General features: G+C 60.2%; 17 protein-coding genes. 8 read left to right on the forward strand and 9 right to left on the reverse strand.

The window, feature by feature from the left end; all coding sequences use genetic code 11:
• Positions 1–491: IS110 family transposase (locus ACIPL2_RS00005; RefSeq protein WP_401351653.1), on the reverse strand; the 491-nt coding region annotated here is incomplete at its 3' end.
• A gap of 178 nt (positions 492–669) precedes the next feature.
• Here ACIPL2_RS00005 and ACIPL2_RS00010 point away from each other — a divergent pair.
• The gene (locus tag ACIPL2_RS00010; protein ID WP_401351655.1) at positions 670–1,257 is read left to right on the forward strand and encodes a LysE family translocator; all 588 of its coding nucleotides are present in this window, start codon (positions 670–672) and stop codon (positions 1,255–1,257) included.
• Here ACIPL2_RS00010 and ACIPL2_RS00015 read toward each other — a convergent pair.
• Entirely contained in the window at positions 1,254–2,087 is an 834-nt protein-coding gene (locus ACIPL2_RS00015) for a helix-turn-helix domain-containing protein (protein WP_401351657.1), read from the reverse strand. The two genes, ACIPL2_RS00010 and ACIPL2_RS00015, sit on opposite strands and share 4 nt — an antisense overlap.
• Before the next feature lie 33 nt (positions 2,088–2,120).
• Positions 2,121–2,624, reverse strand: coding sequence for a VOC family protein (locus ACIPL2_RS00020; RefSeq protein WP_401351659.1), 504 nt, complete (start codon positions 2,622–2,624; stop codon positions 2,121–2,123).
• A 255-nt stretch (positions 2,625–2,879) separates the two neighbouring features.
• Here ACIPL2_RS00020 and ACIPL2_RS00025 point away from each other — a divergent pair, with 255 nt between their 5' ends.
• A complete protein-coding gene (locus tag ACIPL2_RS00025) occupies positions 2,880–3,128 on the forward strand; it encodes a transmembrane sensor/regulator PpyR (RefSeq protein ID WP_401351660.1) in 249 nt (82 codons plus the stop codon).
• 190 nt (positions 3,129–3,318) lie between these two features.
• On the opposite strand, the gene ACIPL2_RS00030 is transcribed toward ACIPL2_RS00025, so the two are convergent.
• Complete coding sequence (locus ACIPL2_RS00030; RefSeq protein ID WP_401351663.1) at positions 3,319–4,233, reverse strand: LysR family transcriptional regulator; 915 nt, start codon at positions 4,231–4,233, stop codon at positions 3,319–3,321.
• A 114-nt stretch (positions 4,234–4,347) separates the two neighbouring features.
• On the opposite strand from ACIPL2_RS00030, the gene ACIPL2_RS00035 reads away from it, so the two are divergent.
• From ACIPL2_RS00035 to ACIPL2_RS00055, 5 genes are all read left to right on the forward strand, one after another.
• Complete coding sequence (locus tag ACIPL2_RS00035; protein ID WP_401351666.1) at positions 4,348–5,193, forward strand: oxidoreductase; 846 nt, start codon at positions 4,348–4,350, stop codon at positions 5,191–5,193.
• Between the two features lie 395 nt (positions 5,194–5,588).
• Complete coding sequence (locus ACIPL2_RS00040; RefSeq protein WP_401351669.1) at positions 5,589–6,044, forward strand: (2Fe-2S)-binding protein; 456 nt, start codon at positions 5,589–5,591, stop codon at positions 6,042–6,044.
• Positions 6,045–6,057: 13 nt separating this feature from the next.
• Positions 6,058–8,226: a molybdopterin cofactor-binding domain-containing protein gene (locus ACIPL2_RS00045; protein ID WP_401351672.1), complete on the forward strand. Its 2,169-nt coding sequence runs from the start codon at positions 6,058–6,060 to the stop codon at positions 8,224–8,226.
• 1 nt (position 8,227) lies between these two features.
• Entirely contained in the window at positions 8,228–8,806 is a 579-nt protein-coding gene (locus tag ACIPL2_RS00050; protein ID WP_401351673.1) for a hypothetical protein, read from the forward strand.
• 74 nt (positions 8,807–8,880) lie between these two features.
• Complete coding sequence (locus ACIPL2_RS00055; protein WP_401351676.1) at positions 8,881–9,495, forward strand: GGDEF domain-containing protein; 615 nt, start codon at positions 8,881–8,883, stop codon at positions 9,493–9,495.
• Between the two features lie 18 nt (positions 9,496–9,513).
• Here ACIPL2_RS00055 and ACIPL2_RS00060 read toward each other — a convergent pair whose 3' ends face one another.
• Positions 9,514–9,939, reverse strand: a complete 426-nt coding sequence (locus tag ACIPL2_RS00060) for a VOC family protein (RefSeq protein WP_401351679.1) — start codon at positions 9,937–9,939, stop codon at positions 9,514–9,516.
• Between the two features lie 112 nt (positions 9,940–10,051).
• On the opposite strand from ACIPL2_RS00060, the gene ACIPL2_RS00065 reads away from it, so the two are divergent.
• Positions 10,052–10,912 carry a LysR family transcriptional regulator gene (locus ACIPL2_RS00065; RefSeq protein ID WP_401351682.1) on the forward strand — a complete coding sequence of 287 codons (861 nt, stop codon included), beginning with the start codon at positions 10,052–10,054 and terminating at the stop codon, positions 10,910–10,912.
• A 171-nt stretch (positions 10,913–11,083) separates the two neighbouring features.
• Here the strand turns inward: ACIPL2_RS00065 and fabI are convergent, their stop codons facing one another.
• From fabI to ACIPL2_RS00085, 4 genes are read right to left on the reverse strand one after another with little or no spacing between them, the layout of a single operon-like run.
• Positions 11,084–11,878, reverse strand: a complete 795-nt coding sequence (gene fabI, locus ACIPL2_RS00070; protein ID WP_008152082.1) for an enoyl-ACP reductase FabI — start codon at positions 11,876–11,878, stop codon at positions 11,084–11,086.
• Positions 11,879–11,899: 21 nt separating this feature from the next.
• Positions 11,900–13,510 carry an ABC transporter ATP-binding protein gene (locus tag ACIPL2_RS00075; protein WP_401351685.1) on the reverse strand — a complete coding sequence of 537 codons (1,611 nt, stop codon included), beginning with the start codon at positions 13,508–13,510 and terminating at the stop codon, positions 11,900–11,902.
• A gap of 1 nt (position 13,511) precedes the next feature.
• Positions 13,512–14,531, reverse strand: coding sequence for an ABC transporter permease (locus tag ACIPL2_RS00080; protein WP_059405043.1), 1,020 nt, complete (start codon positions 14,529–14,531; stop codon positions 13,512–13,514).
• Between the two features lies 1 nt (position 14,532).
• Complete coding sequence (locus ACIPL2_RS00085) at positions 14,533–15,606, reverse strand: microcin C ABC transporter permease YejB (protein WP_401351688.1); 1,074 nt, start codon at positions 15,604–15,606, stop codon at positions 14,533–14,535.
• Between the last annotated feature and the right edge of the window lies 1 nt (position 15,607).

Here is a 15,607-nt window from a genome sequence, read left to right on the forward strand (position 1 = left end):
AACGCTGGAAGCTCTTTGATGGCTTTGAAGCCGGCTGCCAAACTGACACCCACCTCCAGAAGGGCTGCGTGAATCCGATTGACGGTCGCAGTGCGGTCTTTAATGAACGACTCACGTATCGAGTTGGACATGGCCAGCGCCTGCTGGGCTTGGGTTTTGGGCGGAACAAAACGCATCGTGGGCCGGGTCGCCGCCTCGCAGATCGCCTCGGCGTCAGCGAAGTCGTTCTTGTTGCTTTTGACGTATGGACGTACGAGATGAGGTGCGATGAGCTTGGGCGTATGCCCCAGCTTGGCGGCCTCCTGCGCCATGAAGTGGGCGCCTCCGCAGGCCTCCATCACGACGGTGCAGGATTCCAGGTTGGCCAGATACTGAATGAGCGTCACCCGATTGAATTTTTTGCGGCAAAGCTCATGACCGCGATCATCTTGCGCATGCAGGTGAAAAGAATGTTTTCCCAAGTCGATGGCGGCAATAGCTACTTTGTTCATGGCAACAATCTCCGATGAGCCCCCGGTGAAAGCTTAGTGGGCGATCACAGGGGGCGGCGGGGGTAGCCATTTCATTAGGGGTCGTGTCTAAAATCGGGTTGGGCAGTTTTCTTCAATACGTGGGCCAGGGTGCTCTTTACCTTGAGCACTGTTTCCACTGACTTGAAGAAGGTATGCGATGAGTCTGATTATCTCCATGGCGGCGTTTGCCCTGGTGGCCTCGATTACACCGGGGCCGGTGAACATTGTGGCGTTGAGTTCCGGCGCGCAGTTCGGTTTCCGCGCTAGTCAACGGCATGTAGCGGGGGCGACGCTGGGGTTCGTGTTGTTGCTGGTGTTGATGGGCCTGGGCTTGCACGAGGTGTTGCGGCTGTGGCCGGCGCTGACGCAGGGGGTGCAGTGGGCCGGCGTGGCATTTCTGTTGTTCATGGCCTACAAGTTGGCCGCCGACAACGGTCAGCTCGATGCCAAGGAATCCGGCCGTGCACCGTCGATGCTGTACGGCGCGGTCATGCAATGGCTCAACCCGAAAGCCTGGCTGGCCTGCGTCGCCGGCATGGGTGCGTTTGTCGCCGACGGCGAAGCGCGGTTGGTTTGGCAATTTGCCGCGGTGTATCTGGTGATCTGTTACGTGTCTGTCGGCTGCTGGGCCTATGCCGGGACCTTTTTGCGCGGCTATCTGAACAACCCGGCGGGGATGCGCCTGTTCAACCGGATCATGGCGGTGTTGCTGGCCATGAGCGCGGTGTATCTGCTGCTGCCTTAGCCGCGATATTGCCCCGGCGTCGCGGCCAGGTGCTGTTTGAACACACGTTGAAAATGCGCCTGGTCGGCAAACCCCGCTTCCAGTGCGACATCGGCGATCAGCTTGCCGCTGCGCAATTGATCCTGGGCGAACTGGATGCGCCGGTTAAGCAGAAACGCGTGGGGCGTCATGCCGTAATGCTGCTTGAACGCGCGGATCAGGTAGGACGGCGACAGCTGCGCCGCCGCGCAAATGTCTTCGAGCTTGAGCAGGCGCGTGCAGTGATCGCGGATGTAATCAGCGGCACGCTCCAGTTTGAAATTGGGCTCGCGCAACGGCTGATCGACCGGATTCAGCCGTAGCTGCACGTCGGTGAAAAACTCCACCGCCGCGCTGTGTTTAGCCAGCACGTCTTGCTGCTGATCGACCAACACCTCATACAATGCCTTCAGGCCTTCAAACAGGCTGGCGTCGTGAGTGTGGGTGATGGAAAAACGGCGAAACGCCAGTTCCTGGCTGAACCCGAGTTGGTGCTGCAAATCAGTGAGCCACGGCGTATCGACGTACAGCATCAGGTATGACCACGGCTGATCGTCGATCGGGTTGCAGGCGTGGACATCGCCAGGGTTCATCAGCACCACGGTGCCGGCGCTGACTTGAAACTCCGCGTGCTCGTGAACATATGTGCTGCGCCCGGCCGTGATCGCACCGATGGAAAAGTGCTCGTGGGAATGCCGGGTGTAGCAGACCTCGCGACCATCGGCGATGGAACGGGCTTCGATGAAGGGCAGGGCGTCGTCACGCCAGAAGCGCGGGGCCTTGTCAGCGTTTTTGGCAACGGTGTGCTTCATGGGCAGTCCTCGGCAGGTCAGCCTCGGAGTGTATTAGCTCTCACCGTCAAAGGCTCGTTGCAGCTCGGCGATGTCGAGTTTTTTCATCTGCATCATCGCCTCCATGGCGCGCTGGGATTTTGCCGTATCGGGGTCTTTGATCATGTCCATCAGGGCGATTGGCACAATCTGCCACGACAGCCCGAACTTGTCCTTGAGCCAGCCGCATTGCTGGGCCTGGGGAACGCCGCCAGCGGACAGGGTTCCCCAGTAGTGATCGACTTCTTCCTGGGTCTGGCAATTGACCTGGAACGAGACCGCCTCGCTGAACTTGAACAACGGACCGCCGTTCAGGCCGGTGAAACTTTGCCCGTCGAGTTCGAAGCTGACGGTCATCACCGAACCCTCGGGCCGGCCGTGAAATTCGAAACCGGCGTGGCCGTAGTAGGTGGTGGCGGTGATTTTCGAATGGTCGAAGATCGAGCAATAATACTTCGCGGCCTCTTCGGCCTGATCATCGAACCAGAGGCAGGGGGTAAGTTTTTGCACACGTTGCATGGCGCTGCTCCTCTACGGATTTCTCACGCTGACTTTCAGCGTAGTCAGCCTGGGGTTGTCTGGCCGTACCGTAGATCGCCAAATTTTTTTAGTGGAATAGAGTCGTTATGACCCGGTTTGAGTCATAACGACCAAGCAGGTAGAGGGTCGTTTTGACTCGGTAGATTTCAGGCTGTTGATTTGCAACGACTAAATAGATGGCACGAGACTTGATCAGCTGAACGTACAACTGAACCGCTTCAGGAGTACGAGAAAATGTTTGATTTCTTCAACAATCCTCAGAGCCTTTTGCACGGGTCGAGCCGGGTGCTTGCGATTGGCCTGGTAACATTTTTGGCCGGTATTTACGGTGCTTACCTCTACAACGGTCATTTACAGATCGCGGCCCTGGTGTCGATGCATGCCATGACCATCATCGGGCCGACCTTGCTGAAAATCGGCTACGTGATGCGCCTGCTGGCCCAGCATCGTTTGACTACGCATCCGGTGGCGGTGGTGGTCTGAAGGGTTTTGGGATGTACGCAGCCCAAATGCGGGAGCGAGCCTGCTCGCGATGGACTCACAGGCACCGCGTTTATCCTGGTAACACGCGTCATCGTTGACGACTTTCGCGAGCAAGCTCGCTCCTACGGCTCTTCCAAGTGATCCGCCGTAGCGGCGAAACCACCAGCCGCAACAACGGATATACACCTCATCAACCGAGCCCACTTTGGCTCGCCACCCACCCCGTCGCCAAATCAATAAATCCCCGCAGTTTCGGCTGCGACTGCGAACGGCTGGGAAAATACAGATACAACGCCGAACTGAGCGGCACAAAGGCCTGCAGCACTCGCTCCAGACGCCCATCCGCCAATTCCTCGGCAATCTCCAGATCACAGGCATACGCCAAACCCGTTCCACTGCGAGCAGCCGCCACCAACAGGCGCCGATCATTGACGATCACGCCACCCTCGACGCCGACGGTAAAATCCCGGCCCTCGCGGCGAAACTCCCAGCGATGGGCGCTGCCCGACGTCGAGAAGCGAAAGCCGATGCATTCATGCCGAGTCAATTCCTCAGGGCGGGCCGGCCTGCCAGCCTTGGCGAAGTACGCCGGGGAGCCCACCACCGACCATTGCAGATCGGGCGTCAGTCGCACTGCAATCATGTCTTTTTCGATCGACTCGCCCAGACGAATCCCGGCATCGAAGCCGCCAGCCATCAGGTCGACCGTGGCGTCGTCCAGGGAGATGTCCAGGGTGACTTGCGGATACGCCTGTCGGTACAGCGCAATCAGCGGCTCCATCAATAAACTGCCGGACAGCCGCGGTGCCGTGAGCCGCAAGGTGCCCATAGGCTGATCGCGAAAACCGCTGAGCACCGCCAGGGCCTCGTCGATTTCACTGGCCGCCGGGCGCAAACGGGCAAACAGACTGACGCCGGCCTCGGTCAAGGCCACCCGACGCGTGGTGCGCTGAAACAACAGCACGCCGGTGCGACGCTCAAGCAGCTTGATCGCGTGGCTGACCGCCGTGGGTGTCACCGCCAGTTTTGTCGCAGCCAGGGTAAAACTTTTGTGCTCGGCCACCGCCAGAAACTCGGTCAAACCGTCGAAAGGGTCGTGATTCATATCGGCGCCATTATGAAAGAGCGTTTCATAGTGCTTGTAGCACGAGGGCATTTTTCCGGCCAATCATCCTGCGTACCTTGTGCTTACCCCAACTGCACAGAAGGATTCACGCTCATGACCACTTCCCACAGCTTTAAACGTGTCTGGCTCATTACCGGTGCTTCCCGTGGCATCGGCGCAAAGATCGCTGCCGCCGCACTGGCCAACGGTGACGCCGTCGTCGGCACCGCCCGTGACGCCAGCAGCATTACCCAACGTTTTGGCGTTCAACCGGGTTTGCTGGCGGTTAATCTGGATGTGACCAACGAAGCACAAGGCGTAGCGGTCGCCCAGGCAGCCATCGAGCACTTCGGGCGCATCGACGTGCTGGTCAACAACGCCGGTTTCGGTTTGCTCGGCGCGGTGGAAGAGGCCAGTGCCGATGAAGTGCGGCGCGTGTACGAAACCAACGTTTTCGGCTTGCTGAATGTCACTCGCGCCGTCCTGCCGCACATGCGTGCCGCTCGCAGTGGGCATGTGATCAACCTCTCGTCGGTGGGTGGCTACCGGTCGGGGCCGGGCTTCGGCGTCTACTGCTCGACCAAATTCGCTGTCGAAGGCTTGAGCGAGGCGCTGCACGCCGAGCTGGCACCGCTGGGAATCAAAGTGACTGTGGTCGAACCTGGTTACTTCCGCACCGAATTCCTCGAAGGCAATTCGCTGGTCGAGTCGCCGTCCACGATTGCCGACTACGACAGCACGGCCGGCGAAGTCCGCAAGATTGCCAAGGCTGTGACCCTGAATCAGCCTGGCGATCCGGACAAACTCGCCGACGCCATGATCACCCTGGTGGAAGCGGAAAAAGCCCCATTGCGCTTGCCACTGGGCAGTGACTGCGTCGCAGCGATCGAAGCCAAGAACAGCTTCGTCGCCGAAGAGTTGCAGAGCTGGCGCGAAGTATCGGTCTCCACCGATTTTTAAAATCACCACGGACCTGTAGCAGCTGCCGAGCCTGCGAGGCTGCGTTCGGCGGCGCAGCCGTCGTAAACCCTGCACGCGAGGTTTTACTGAAACACCTCGGTGTCTGATTTCACGACGGCTGCGCCGCCGAACGCAGCCTCGCAGGCTCGACAGCTGCTACAGGTCGTACAGGTGAAACCAAAGGCCGCCCATCGAGGCGGCCTTTTCGTGACCGGTGGTCGATGAACCTGTCCGTTGGATCAAATTGCGCTTAGCTGTAGGGATAACCCCAATCCTGTAGGAGCGAGGCTTGCCCGCGAAAGCGTCCATGCTGACACCCCGCGTTACCGTTCTTCGCGAGCAAGCTTCGCTCCTGCAAAAACAATGGCATCACCGTGAGTCTGAGGAAATTCGCAATGCTGACCCTTAACATCAACGGCAAGGATCAGGCGCTGGATGTCCCCGCAGACATGCCGCTGCTCTGGGTGCTGCGTGACGTCGCGCACCTCACCGGCACCAAATTCGGTTGCGGCATGGCCCAGTGCGGCGCCTGCACCGTACACGTCGACGGCGCGCCGCTGCGTTCCTGCATCACACCTGCCACGGCCGTGGCCCACGGGCAGAAAATCCTCACCATCGAAGGCTTGTCTACTGACGGTACGCACCCGGTGCAGCAAGCCTGGGCCGAACTCGATGTTGTGCAATGCGGTTACTGCCAGTCCGGGCAGATCATGTCGGCAGCGGCTTTGCTGGCGAAAATCCCCAAGCCCACCGACAGCGACATCGATCAGGCACTCTCCGGCAATATCTGCCGCTGCGGCACTTATCCAAGGATTCGTGCCGCGGTCAAACGCGCCGCCGAACTCGGTTGATGGGAGGCTCGCCATGAACAGCATCAATCGACTCTCGCGCCGTGGTTTTCTCAAAGGCAGCGCCGTGCTGGGCGGCGGTCTGGTGGTGGCGTTTGTCATCCCCGGTGCGCATCGTTTCGCCGTCGGCGCCGAGAATCAGGGCAATGTGTTCGCGCCCAATGCCTTCCTGCGCATTGGTAACGACAACAGCGTCACCGTGCTGCTCGGCCATTCGGAAATGGGTCAGGGCATCTGGACCGGCCTGACCATGCTGATCGCCGAAGAGCTCGACGCCGACTGGTCAAAAATCCGCGTCGAACATTCACCCGCATCAGCCGCCGATTATGGTCTGGCGGCGTTTGGCGGGATGCAGATAACCGGTGGCTCGACCTCAACCTGGATGGAATTCGATCGTTACCGTCAGGCCGGCGCGGCGGCGCGTTTGATGTTGATCGACGCCGCCGCCAAACGCTTCAACGTCGCGCCCTCGCAGATTCGCACCGACTCCGGCGTGGTGATCGCCGGCGAGCAACGCGTGACGTACGGCGAACTGGCCGATGACGCCGGCCAGTTGCCGCTGCCGGACCCGGCCTCGATCAAGCTCAAGGACGCCAAGGACTGGAAGCTCATTGGCAAACCCACCAAGCGCCTGGACACACCGGAGAAAATCACCGGCCGGGCCAAATTCGGCATGGACGTGCAATTCGAGGGTCTGATGACCGCCATGGTCGCGCGTCCGCCGGTGTTGGGCGGCAGCGTCAAATCCTTTGAAGGCGCCGAGGCGCTGGCGATACCGGGCGTGCACAAAGTGGTGCAGGTGCCCACCGGCGTGGCGGTGATTGCCGATCACTACTGGGCGGCGAAGCTGGGGCGCGATGCGCTGAAGGTCGAGTGGGACCTGGGGCCGAACGCCGGGCTCGACAGTCAGAAGCTGCTGGAAAGCTTCCGCCAACTCGCCACCACCCCCGGCACATCCGCCAGCAAGGCCGGCGATACCGAGGCGACCCTGGCCAAAGCGGCCAAGACCATCGACGTCGAGTACAGCGTGCCGTACCTGGCGCACGCACCGATGGAACCGCTCAACTGCACGGTGAGCATTACAAAAGACAAATGCGAAATCTGGACCGGTACCCAGTTCCAGACCCTCGATCAAATGGTCGCCGGGAAAATCACCGGGCTCAAACCCGAGCAGGTCGAGATTCATACCGAGTTTCTCGGTGGCGGCTTCGGGCGGCGGGCCAACCCGACCTCGGACTTCGTCAGCGAAGCGGTGTACGTCGCCAAGGCCGCTGGCGGGCCGGTGAAAACCGTCTGGTCCCGCGAGGACGATATCCGTGGCGGCTATTACCGTTCGGCGTTCCTGCATCAGGCGCGAGTGGGGCTGGGCGCCGACGGCCTGCCACTGGCCTGGAAGCATGTAATGGTCGGGCAATCGATCATGGCCGGCACCATGCTTGAGGCAGCGATGGTCAAGGATGGCATCGACAAGACCTCGGTCGAAGGCGTCGCCGACAGCCCTTACCTTGAAGGGTTGGCCCATCACCAGGTGGAACTGCATTCACCGAAAACCGGTATCAGCGTGCTGTGGCTGCGTTCGGTCGGGCATACGCACACCGCGTTTGTCATGGAATCGTTGATCGATGAACTGGCTGAAGCGGCCGGCAAGGATCCGGTGGAATACCGACGAACCTTGCTCAAGGCGCATCCACGGCATCTCGGTGTGCTGAACCTGGCAGTGGAGAAAGCCAACTGGAATGCCCCTTTGCCCGAGGGTCATGCGTTGGGCGTGGCGGTACATGAGTCGTTCGGCAGTTACGTGGCCCACGTCGCCGAAGTGTCGCAGGACAACCTGGCGATTCGCGTGCACCGGGTGGTGTGCGCGGTGGACTGCGGGATCGCGGTCAACCCGCAGAGCATCGCGGCGCAGATGGAGTCGTGCATCACCTTCGGCCTCGGATTTACCTTGCACAGCAAACTGACCTTCAAGGACGGGCAAGTGGTGCAGTCCAACTATCACGACTATCAAGTGCTGCGGCTCAGCGAAATGCCGGTGGTCGAAGTGCATATCGTGCCCAGCAGCGAAAAACCCGGCGGTATCGGCGAGGCCGGTGTACCGCCCACGGCGCCGGCAGTGGCCAACGCAGTGTTCGCCCTGACCGGGCAGCGCCTGCGGGAATTGCCGCTGCAACTGTCGGGGGTGTGAGATGAAACGACATCTGCTGCTTGGCGCGGTGGTGTTGATCGGCCTGGTCGGCTACGCCGAGGATTTGTTCGCTGACAACAAGGAAGCGTTGAAGGCGTTCGATACCGTGCAGAAAGTCTTCCAGAGCCCGCGTTGCCAGAATTGCCACATCCCCGGCGACTCGCCATTGCAGTTCGACGCCGGGATTCCCCACGCGATGGACGTGGTGCGAGGAATGGACGGCAAGGGCGCGGCCGGTTTGCCCTGCGCGACTTGCCACGCCGAAAGTAATCCGCCGGCCAGTTATGGACCGCACGCGCCGCCGGGGGCGCCGCACTGGAGCCTGCCGCCGGCGGCGCACAAAATGGCCTGGATCGGCCTGCCGGCCAACCAGTTGTGCGCCATGATCAAGGATCGCTCCAGCAATGGTGATCGCGATTTTGCCGCGCTGATCAAGCACGTCAGCGACGACAAACTGGTGCTATGGGGCTGGAATCCCGGCGGCAATCGGGCGCCGGTGCCGGTGCCACATGACATTTTCGTGACCCAGTTCAAGCTGTGGGCGGACGCGGGCGGGCCGTGTCCGGTGGCAGGGATCTGACCAACGGTAAATTCATCAGGAGTCAAACGGGGTATGGGCGCCTCTAACGTACATACCCTTCACAGGAGTGAGCAATGCAGGTTCCAGACAAACCGGTCAAACCTGGCGCTTGCGCAGACACACTGCGCGGGCTTAACGTTCTCGAGACCGGAGTGCAGGAGCGCGAAATGATGCGCAACCTGGCGCGCAAGTTCGAGCAGCAGCTGACGGCGGTACAGATGGCAAGCATGGATGAGTTGACATTGTTGACCAATCTTCATGGCTTCCTGGCCTTGGCCCAGTTGTGGCTCGATGCCTGCCTGGAGTTGGACAAACCGGTCAGCCTGTTGTTTTTCGATCTCGCTTACTTCAAGCAGATCAACGAAGTGTATGGCCGTGCCGAAGGCGACGATGCCCTGAAAACCTTCGCCGACGTACTGCGCATCGCCTTTCGCGAGAGCGATGTCGTCGGGCGGGTCGGCGGCGATGAATTCGCCGTGTTGTTGACCGGTTCAGCCGCCGTCGACGCTGCCGGCATCAGGACGCGGCTCGAAGAGATGCTCAACGAGCGTAATTCAACGGTACATCGCTGCTACGACATTCGCTTCAGCATCAACCAGATCGAGTTCGATGCCCAGACTCACAAAACCGTTGACGGCCTTATGGCAGCCATAGAACGTGCTCGCCATCAAGGGGCGGTGCGGTTCTGAGGGTGTGCTGCACGTCGATCATTTGGCGAACAGCTGATTGATGTCCTTGAACGCCTTGAATTCCAGCGCGTTGCCGCAGGGGTCGAAGAGAAACATCGTCGCTTGCTCACCGACCAAACCCTCAAAGCGAATCCCCGGCTCGATCACGAATTGAGTGCCGAGTGACTTGAGCCGCTGCGCCAACGCCTGCCATTGCTCCATGCCCAACACCACACCGAAATGCGGCACCGGCACGTCATGGCCGTCAACGGCGTTGGTGTGTGCGGCTTCCTGAGAGGCATTTTTCGGCGCCAGGTGAATCACCAGTTGATGGCCGAAAAAGTTGAAATCGACCCAATGGTCGCTGGAGCGACCTTCTTCCAGGCCGAACACTTCGCGATAAAAATGGCGTGCGGCGCTCAGGTCGTAGACCGGGATGGCCAAGTGAAACGGGGAGAGTGGCATCGTGTGTTCCTTGGTTGTCAGTAGTTGAAGTTGAGTTTAGTCCTGTGCTTTTTGATTAAAAGACGATAATTTTTGCGTCGAGCTCAAATAATTTCGATCAATCGAGAACGCCATGCTGCGGGAACTGAAAACCTTCATTGCCGTGACGCGCTACGGCACCTTCGCGGCGGCCGGCATGCACATTGGCCTGACGCAGTCGGCGGTCAGCGCGCAGATTCGTAATCTGGAACAGGCGCTGGGCATTCGCTTGTTCGATCGCACCGGGCGTCAGGCGCTGCTGAATGCGGCGGGGCAACGCGCGTTGCCGATGGCCAGGGAAATGCTCGAAACCTTCAGCCGTATGGCGGTCAGTGATGATGTCAGCGAATACCGCGGTGAGTTGAAAATTGGCGCGGTGGCCACGGCGCAAACCGGACTGCTGCCCCAGGCGTTGTTGCGCTTGCGCCAACAGGCGCCGCTGCTGGAGCCGAAACTGGTGCCTGGCGTGTCGTTGAATCTGTTGAGCCAGGTAGACACCGGCGAAGTGGACCTGGCGATCCTGATCAAGCCGCCGTTCGACTTGCCCAAGGAACTGTCGGCGCAAGTGATTCGCCGCGAGCCGTTCGTGCTGATTGTGCCGGCCGACCTTGAAGGCGACGACCCGTTGCAACTGCTGGCGGAACATCCGCAGGTGCGCTACGACCGCAACTCGTTCGGTGGGCGACTGGTGACACTCTTTTTGCGCGAACAGCAGATCGACGTGCACGTGGCACTCGAACTGGATGAGCTGGAAGCCATCGTGAAAATGGTCGAATGCGGATTGGGCGTGTCGCTGCTGCCCGAGGCAGGGCTGTGGCTCGAACATGGTGCGAAGGTCAGGATCATCCCGTTGGGAGCGCTGACGTTCTACCGCGAAATTGTCCTGTTGCAGCGCTACAGCCAGCGCACACAGCCGATTCAGCAGTTATTCGCGAAATGCCTGAACACCCAATAACCCTGTGGGAGCGAGCCTGCTCGCGAAAGCGGAGTGTCAGTCGACATCAATGTTGAATGATCAACCGCCTTCGCGAGCAAGCCCGCTCCCACATTAAACTGAGTCGGGCGTGGAATCGCAGGCATTAAAAAACCCGCCTATCGAGGCGGGTTTTTCGTTGCGGCCGGAAGATTACTCTTCCAGGCTGCCCATGGCCGTGGTGTTGAAGCCACCGTCCACGTACATGATTTCGCCGCTGATGCCGGACGCCAGGTCCGAGCACAGGAACGCGCCGGCGTTGCCGACTTCGTCGATGGTGACGTTACGACGCAGCGGAGTTTGCGCTTCGTTGGCGGCCAGCATCTTGCGGAAGTTCTTGATGCCGGAAGCGGCGAGGGTACGGATCGGGCCAGCCGATACGCAGTTGACGCGGGTGCCGTCCGGGCCCAGGGAGCCGGCCAGGTAACGTACGCCGGCTTCCAGCGAAGCCTTGGCCATGCCCATCACGTTGTAGTTCGGCATGGTGCGCTCGGCGCCCAGGTACGACAGGGTCAGCAGGCTGCCATTGCGGCCTTTCATCATTTCGCGACCGGCCTTGGCCAGGGCTACGAAGCTGTAGGCACTGATGTCGTGAGCGATGCGGAAACCTTCACGGGTGGTGGCTTCGGTGAAGTCGCCGTCCAGTTGGTCGCCCGGGGCGAAGCCGACGGAGTGCACGATGCAATCCAGGCCGTCCCACTTTTTGCCCAGCTCAACGAAGACCTTGGCGATTTCTTCATCGCTGGCCACGTCGCACGGGAAGCACAGGTCTGGGTTGGAACCCCAGCTTTGTGCGAACTCTTCGACACGACCCTTGAGTTTGTCGTTCTGATAAGTGAAGGCAAGCTCAGCGCCCTCGCGATGCATGGCGGCAGCGATGCCGGATGCGATGGACAGCTTGCTGGCGACACCGACGATCAGTACGCGCTTACCGGCGAGAAAACCCATGTGTTGCTCCTCTCTTTCAGGTTATTGCGCAGTGGCTGGAGCCAGGAAAGCGGCTTCCAGCAACTGCTGTGTATACGGATGTTGGGGGGCGGCAAAGATACTTTGCGCGTCTCCCTGTTCGACCACTTGGCCCTGCTTGACCACCATCAGCTGGTGGCTCAGCGCTTTGACGACAGCCAGGTCATGGCTGATAAACAGATACGTCAGGTTGTACTTGGTTTGCAGTGAACGCAGCAGCTCCACCACTTGGCGTTGCACTGTCCGGTCGAGGGCCGAGGTCGGCTCGTCCAGCAGAATCAGCGCCGGTTTTAACACTAATGCCCGGGCAATGGCGATTCTCTGCCGTTGCCCACCGGAAAATTCGTGGGGGTAGCGGTTCCGGGTCTCCGGGTCCAGGCCTACCTCCTTCAATGCCGCAATAATCGCTTGTTCCTGCTCCGCCTCGGTGCCCATCTTGTGGATCCGCAGGCCTTCGCCGACGATCTGGCTCACACACATCCGTGGGCTCAGGCTGCCAAACGGGTCCTGAAACACCACCTGCATCTCCCGCCGTAGCGGTCGAACCTGTTGCTGCGTCAGGCAGTCTAGCTGCTTGCCTTCAAAACGGATCGCGCCTTTGCTACCGATCAGCCGCAAAATCGCCAGACCCAGCGTCGACTTGCCCGAACCACTTTCTCCCACAATCCCCAAGGTCTGGCCCTGGGGCAGGCTGAAATTGATGCCGTCCACCGCTTTGATGTGGTCGACGGTCTTTTTCAGAAAGCCTTTCTTGATCGGGAACCAGACTTTCAGGTCCTCGACTTGCAGCAACGGCGGGCCAATCACATTGGTCGCCGGCTTGCCGCTGGGCTCCGCTGCCAGCAGTTCCCGAGTGTACGGATGCTGCGGCGCGCGGAACAACTCTTCGCACGATGCCTGTTCGACGATGCAACCGCGCTGCATGACACATACGCGATGCGCAATTCTTCGCACCAGGTTCAAATCGTGGCTGATCAGTAGCAACGCCATGCCCAATCGGGCCTGTAATTCCTTGAGCAATTCGAGGATTTTAAGCTGAACGGTCACGTCCAGGGCGGTGGTCGGCTCGTCGGCGATCAGCAATTCCGGCTCGTTGGCCAGGGCCATCGCGATCATCACCCGTTGCCGCTGGCCACCGGACAATTCATGGGGCAGGGCCTTGAGGCGTTTCTCGGGCTCTGGAATGCCGACCATCTCCAGCAATTCGAGGGTGCGCTTGGTCGCTACTTTGCCGACCAGGCCTTTGTGGATGCCCAACACTTCGTTGATCTGCTTTTCGATCGAGTGCAGCGGATTGAGCGAGGTCATCGGCTCCTGGAAGATCATCGCAATCCGGTTGCCCCGGATGTGGCGGATGGTTTTCTCTTTCAGGCTCAACAGGTTTTGCCCGGAATACTCGATGGTCCCGGACGGATGCCGGGCGAGCGGGTAGGGCAGCAGCCGCAGGATCGAGTGCGCAGTCACCGATTTGCCGGAGCCGCTTTCACCCACCAACGCCAGGGTTTCGCCACGCTTGATGTCGAAGCTGACGCCCTCGACCACGCGCTGGCAGCGATCGCCGACGACGAATTCGACGGCGAGGTCGCGCACTTCGATCAGATTGTCCTGATTCATTTCACTTCCTCGGGTCGAAGGCATCGCGAGCGGACTCGCCGATGAATACCAGCAAACTCAACATCAACGCCAGCACCGCAAACGCGCTCATGCCCAGCCACGGCGCCTGCAGGTTGGATTTGCCCTGAGCCACCAACTCACCCAGCGACGGCGCGCCCGGCGGCAAACCAAAGCCCAGGAAGTCGAGCGCGGTCAGGGTGCCGATGGCGCCAGTCAGAATGAACGGCATGAACGTCATGGTCGAGACCATCGCGTTGGGCAGGATGTGGCGGAACATGATCGCACCATTCTGCATCCCCAGTGCCCGTGCGGCGCGCACGTATTCCAGGTTGCGCCCGCGCAGGAACTCGGCGCGAACCACGTCCACCAGGCTCATCCACGAGAACAACAGCATAATCCCCAGCAGCCACCAGAAGTTCGGCTGCACGAAGCTGGCGAGGATGATCAGCAAGTACAGCACCGGCAACCCGGACCAGATCTCCAGGAAACGCTGCCCGGCCAGGTCGACCCAGCCGCCATAGAAACCCTGCAACGCCCCGGCAATAACGCCGATGATCGAACTGAGAATGGTCAGCGTCAGGGCAAACAGCACGGAAATCCGGAAGCCGTAAATCACCCGCGCCAGCACATCGCGGCCCTGATCGTCAGTGCCCAGCAGGTTATCGGTCGAGGGCGGCGCCGGGGCCGGGACTTTCAGGTCGTAGTTGATGCTCTGGTAACTGTAGGGAATCGGCGCCCACAGCACCCAGGCATCCTTGGCCTTGAGCAGTTCGCGGATATACGGGCTCTTGTAGTTGGCTTCCAGCGGGAACTCACCGCCGAACACGGTTTCCGGGTAACGCTTGAGCGCCGGGAAGTACCAGCCGTTGTCGTAATGCACCACCAACGGCTTGTCGTTGGCGATCAGCTCGGCACCGAGGCTGGCACCGAACAGGATCAGAAACAGCCACAGCGACCACCAGCCACGCTTGTTGGCCTTGAACAGTTCGAAGCGTCGGCGATTGAGAGGGGACAGGTTCATCTCAATGCTCCCGGCTTTCGAAGTCGATGCGCGGATCGACAAAGGTGTAGGTGAGGTCGCCGATCAGCTTCACCACCAGCCCCAGCAGGGTGAAGATAAACAACGTGCCGAAGACCACCGGGTAATCGCGGTTGATCGCCGCTTCAAAGCTCATCAAACCCAGGCCGTCCAGGGAGAAGATCACTTCCACCAACAGCGAGCCGGTAAAGAAAATTCCGATGAACGCCGACGGGAACCCGGCGATCACCAGCAGCATGGCGTTGCGGAACACATGGCCGTAGAGCACGCGGTGGTGGGTCAGGCCCTTGGCTTTGGCGGTGACCACGTACTGTTTGTTGATTTCATCGAGGAAGCTGTTTTTGGTCAGCAGGGTCATGGTCGCGAAGTTGCCGATCACCAGCGCTGTCACCGGCAAGGCCAGGTGCCAGAAGTAATCGAGAATCTTGCCGCCCATGCTCAGCTCATCGAAGTTGTTCGAGGTCAGGCCGCGCAGCGGGAACCAGTCGAAATAGCTGCCGCCAGCGAACACCACGATCAGCAGGATGGCAAACAGGAACGCCGGGATCGCATAGCCGACGATGATCGCCGAACTGGTCCAGACGTCGAAGTGGCTGCCATGCCGCGTCGCCTTGGCGATCCCCAGCGGGATCGACACCAGGTACATGATCAGCGTGCTCCACAGCCCGAGCGAGATCGACACCGGCATCTTTTCCTTGATCAGGTCGATGACCTTGGCATCGCGAAAGAAGCTGTCGCCGAAATCCAGGGTCGCGTAGTTCTTGATCATGATCCACAAGCGTTCCGGCGCCGACTTGTCGAAGCCGTACATGTGCTCGATTTCTTTTACCAGCGCAGGGTCCAGACCTTGCGCGCCGCGATACGCGGAGCCGGCCACCGAGACTTCGGCACCGCCACCGGCAATGCGGCTGGTGGCGCCTTCGAAGCCTTCGAGCTTGGCGATCATCTGTTCCACCGGCCCACCGGGGGCGGCCTGGATGATCACGAAGTTGATCAGCAAGATGCCGAGCAAGGTCGGGATGATCAGCAGCAGTCGCCGAAAAATATACGCCAGCATC

Origin of the sequence: Pseudomonas sp. NPDC086251 (assembly GCF_044746405.1) — a bacterium.
Taxonomy (GTDB): domain Bacteria; phylum Pseudomonadota; class Gammaproteobacteria; order Pseudomonadales; family Pseudomonadaceae; genus Aquipseudomonas.

What these genes read in the sequence shown, in the direction of transcription:
- ACIPL2_RS00055 (WP_401351676.1), top strand. Translation starts at nt 8,881, where the DNA reads ATGCAGGTTCCAGACAAACCGGTCAAACCTGGCGCTTGCGCAGACACA.
- ACIPL2_RS00045 (WP_401351672.1), top strand. Translation starts at nt 6,058, where the DNA reads ATGAACAGCATCAATCGACTCTCGCGCCGTGGTTTTCTCAAAGGCAGC.
- fabI (WP_008152082.1), bottom strand. Translation starts at nt 11,878, where the DNA reads ATGGGTTTTCTCGCCGGTAAGCGCGTACTGATCGTCGGTGTCGCCAGC.
- ACIPL2_RS00030 (WP_401351663.1), bottom strand. Translation starts at nt 4,233, where the DNA reads ATGAATCACGACCCTTTCGACGGTTTGACCGAGTTTCTGGCGGTGGCC.
- ACIPL2_RS00075 (WP_401351685.1), bottom strand. Translation starts at nt 13,510, where the DNA reads ATGAATCAGGACAATCTGATCGAAGTGCGCGACCTCGCCGTCGAATTC.
- ACIPL2_RS00065 (WP_401351682.1), top strand. Translation starts at nt 10,052, where the DNA reads ATGCTGCGGGAACTGAAAACCTTCATTGCCGTGACGCGCTACGGCACC.
- ACIPL2_RS00085 (WP_401351688.1), bottom strand. Translation starts at nt 15,606, where the DNA reads ATGCTGGCGTATATTTTTCGGCGACTGCTGCTGATCATCCCGACCTTG.
- ACIPL2_RS00080 (WP_059405043.1), bottom strand. Translation starts at nt 14,531, where the DNA reads ATGAACCTGTCCCCTCTCAATCGCCGACGCTTCGAACTGTTCAAGGCC.
- ACIPL2_RS00040 (WP_401351669.1), top strand. Translation starts at nt 5,589, where the DNA reads ATGCTGACCCTTAACATCAACGGCAAGGATCAGGCGCTGGATGTCCCC.
- ACIPL2_RS00050 (WP_401351673.1), top strand. Translation starts at nt 8,228, where the DNA reads ATGAAACGACATCTGCTGCTTGGCGCGGTGGTGTTGATCGGCCTGGTC.
- ACIPL2_RS00060 (WP_401351679.1), bottom strand. Translation starts at nt 9,939, where the DNA reads ATGCCACTCTCCCCGTTTCACTTGGCCATCCCGGTCTACGACCTGAGC.
- ACIPL2_RS00035 (WP_401351666.1), top strand. Translation starts at nt 4,348, where the DNA reads ATGACCACTTCCCACAGCTTTAAACGTGTCTGGCTCATTACCGGTGCT.
- ACIPL2_RS00020 (WP_401351659.1), bottom strand. Translation starts at nt 2,624, where the DNA reads ATGCAACGTGTGCAAAAACTTACCCCCTGCCTCTGGTTCGATGATCAG.
- ACIPL2_RS00025 (WP_401351660.1), top strand. Translation starts at nt 2,880, where the DNA reads ATGTTTGATTTCTTCAACAATCCTCAGAGCCTTTTGCACGGGTCGAGC.
- ACIPL2_RS00015 (WP_401351657.1), bottom strand. Translation starts at nt 2,087, where the DNA reads ATGAAGCACACCGTTGCCAAAAACGCTGACAAGGCCCCGCGCTTCTGG.
- ACIPL2_RS00010 (WP_401351655.1), top strand. Translation starts at nt 670, where the DNA reads ATGAGTCTGATTATCTCCATGGCGGCGTTTGCCCTGGTGGCCTCGATT.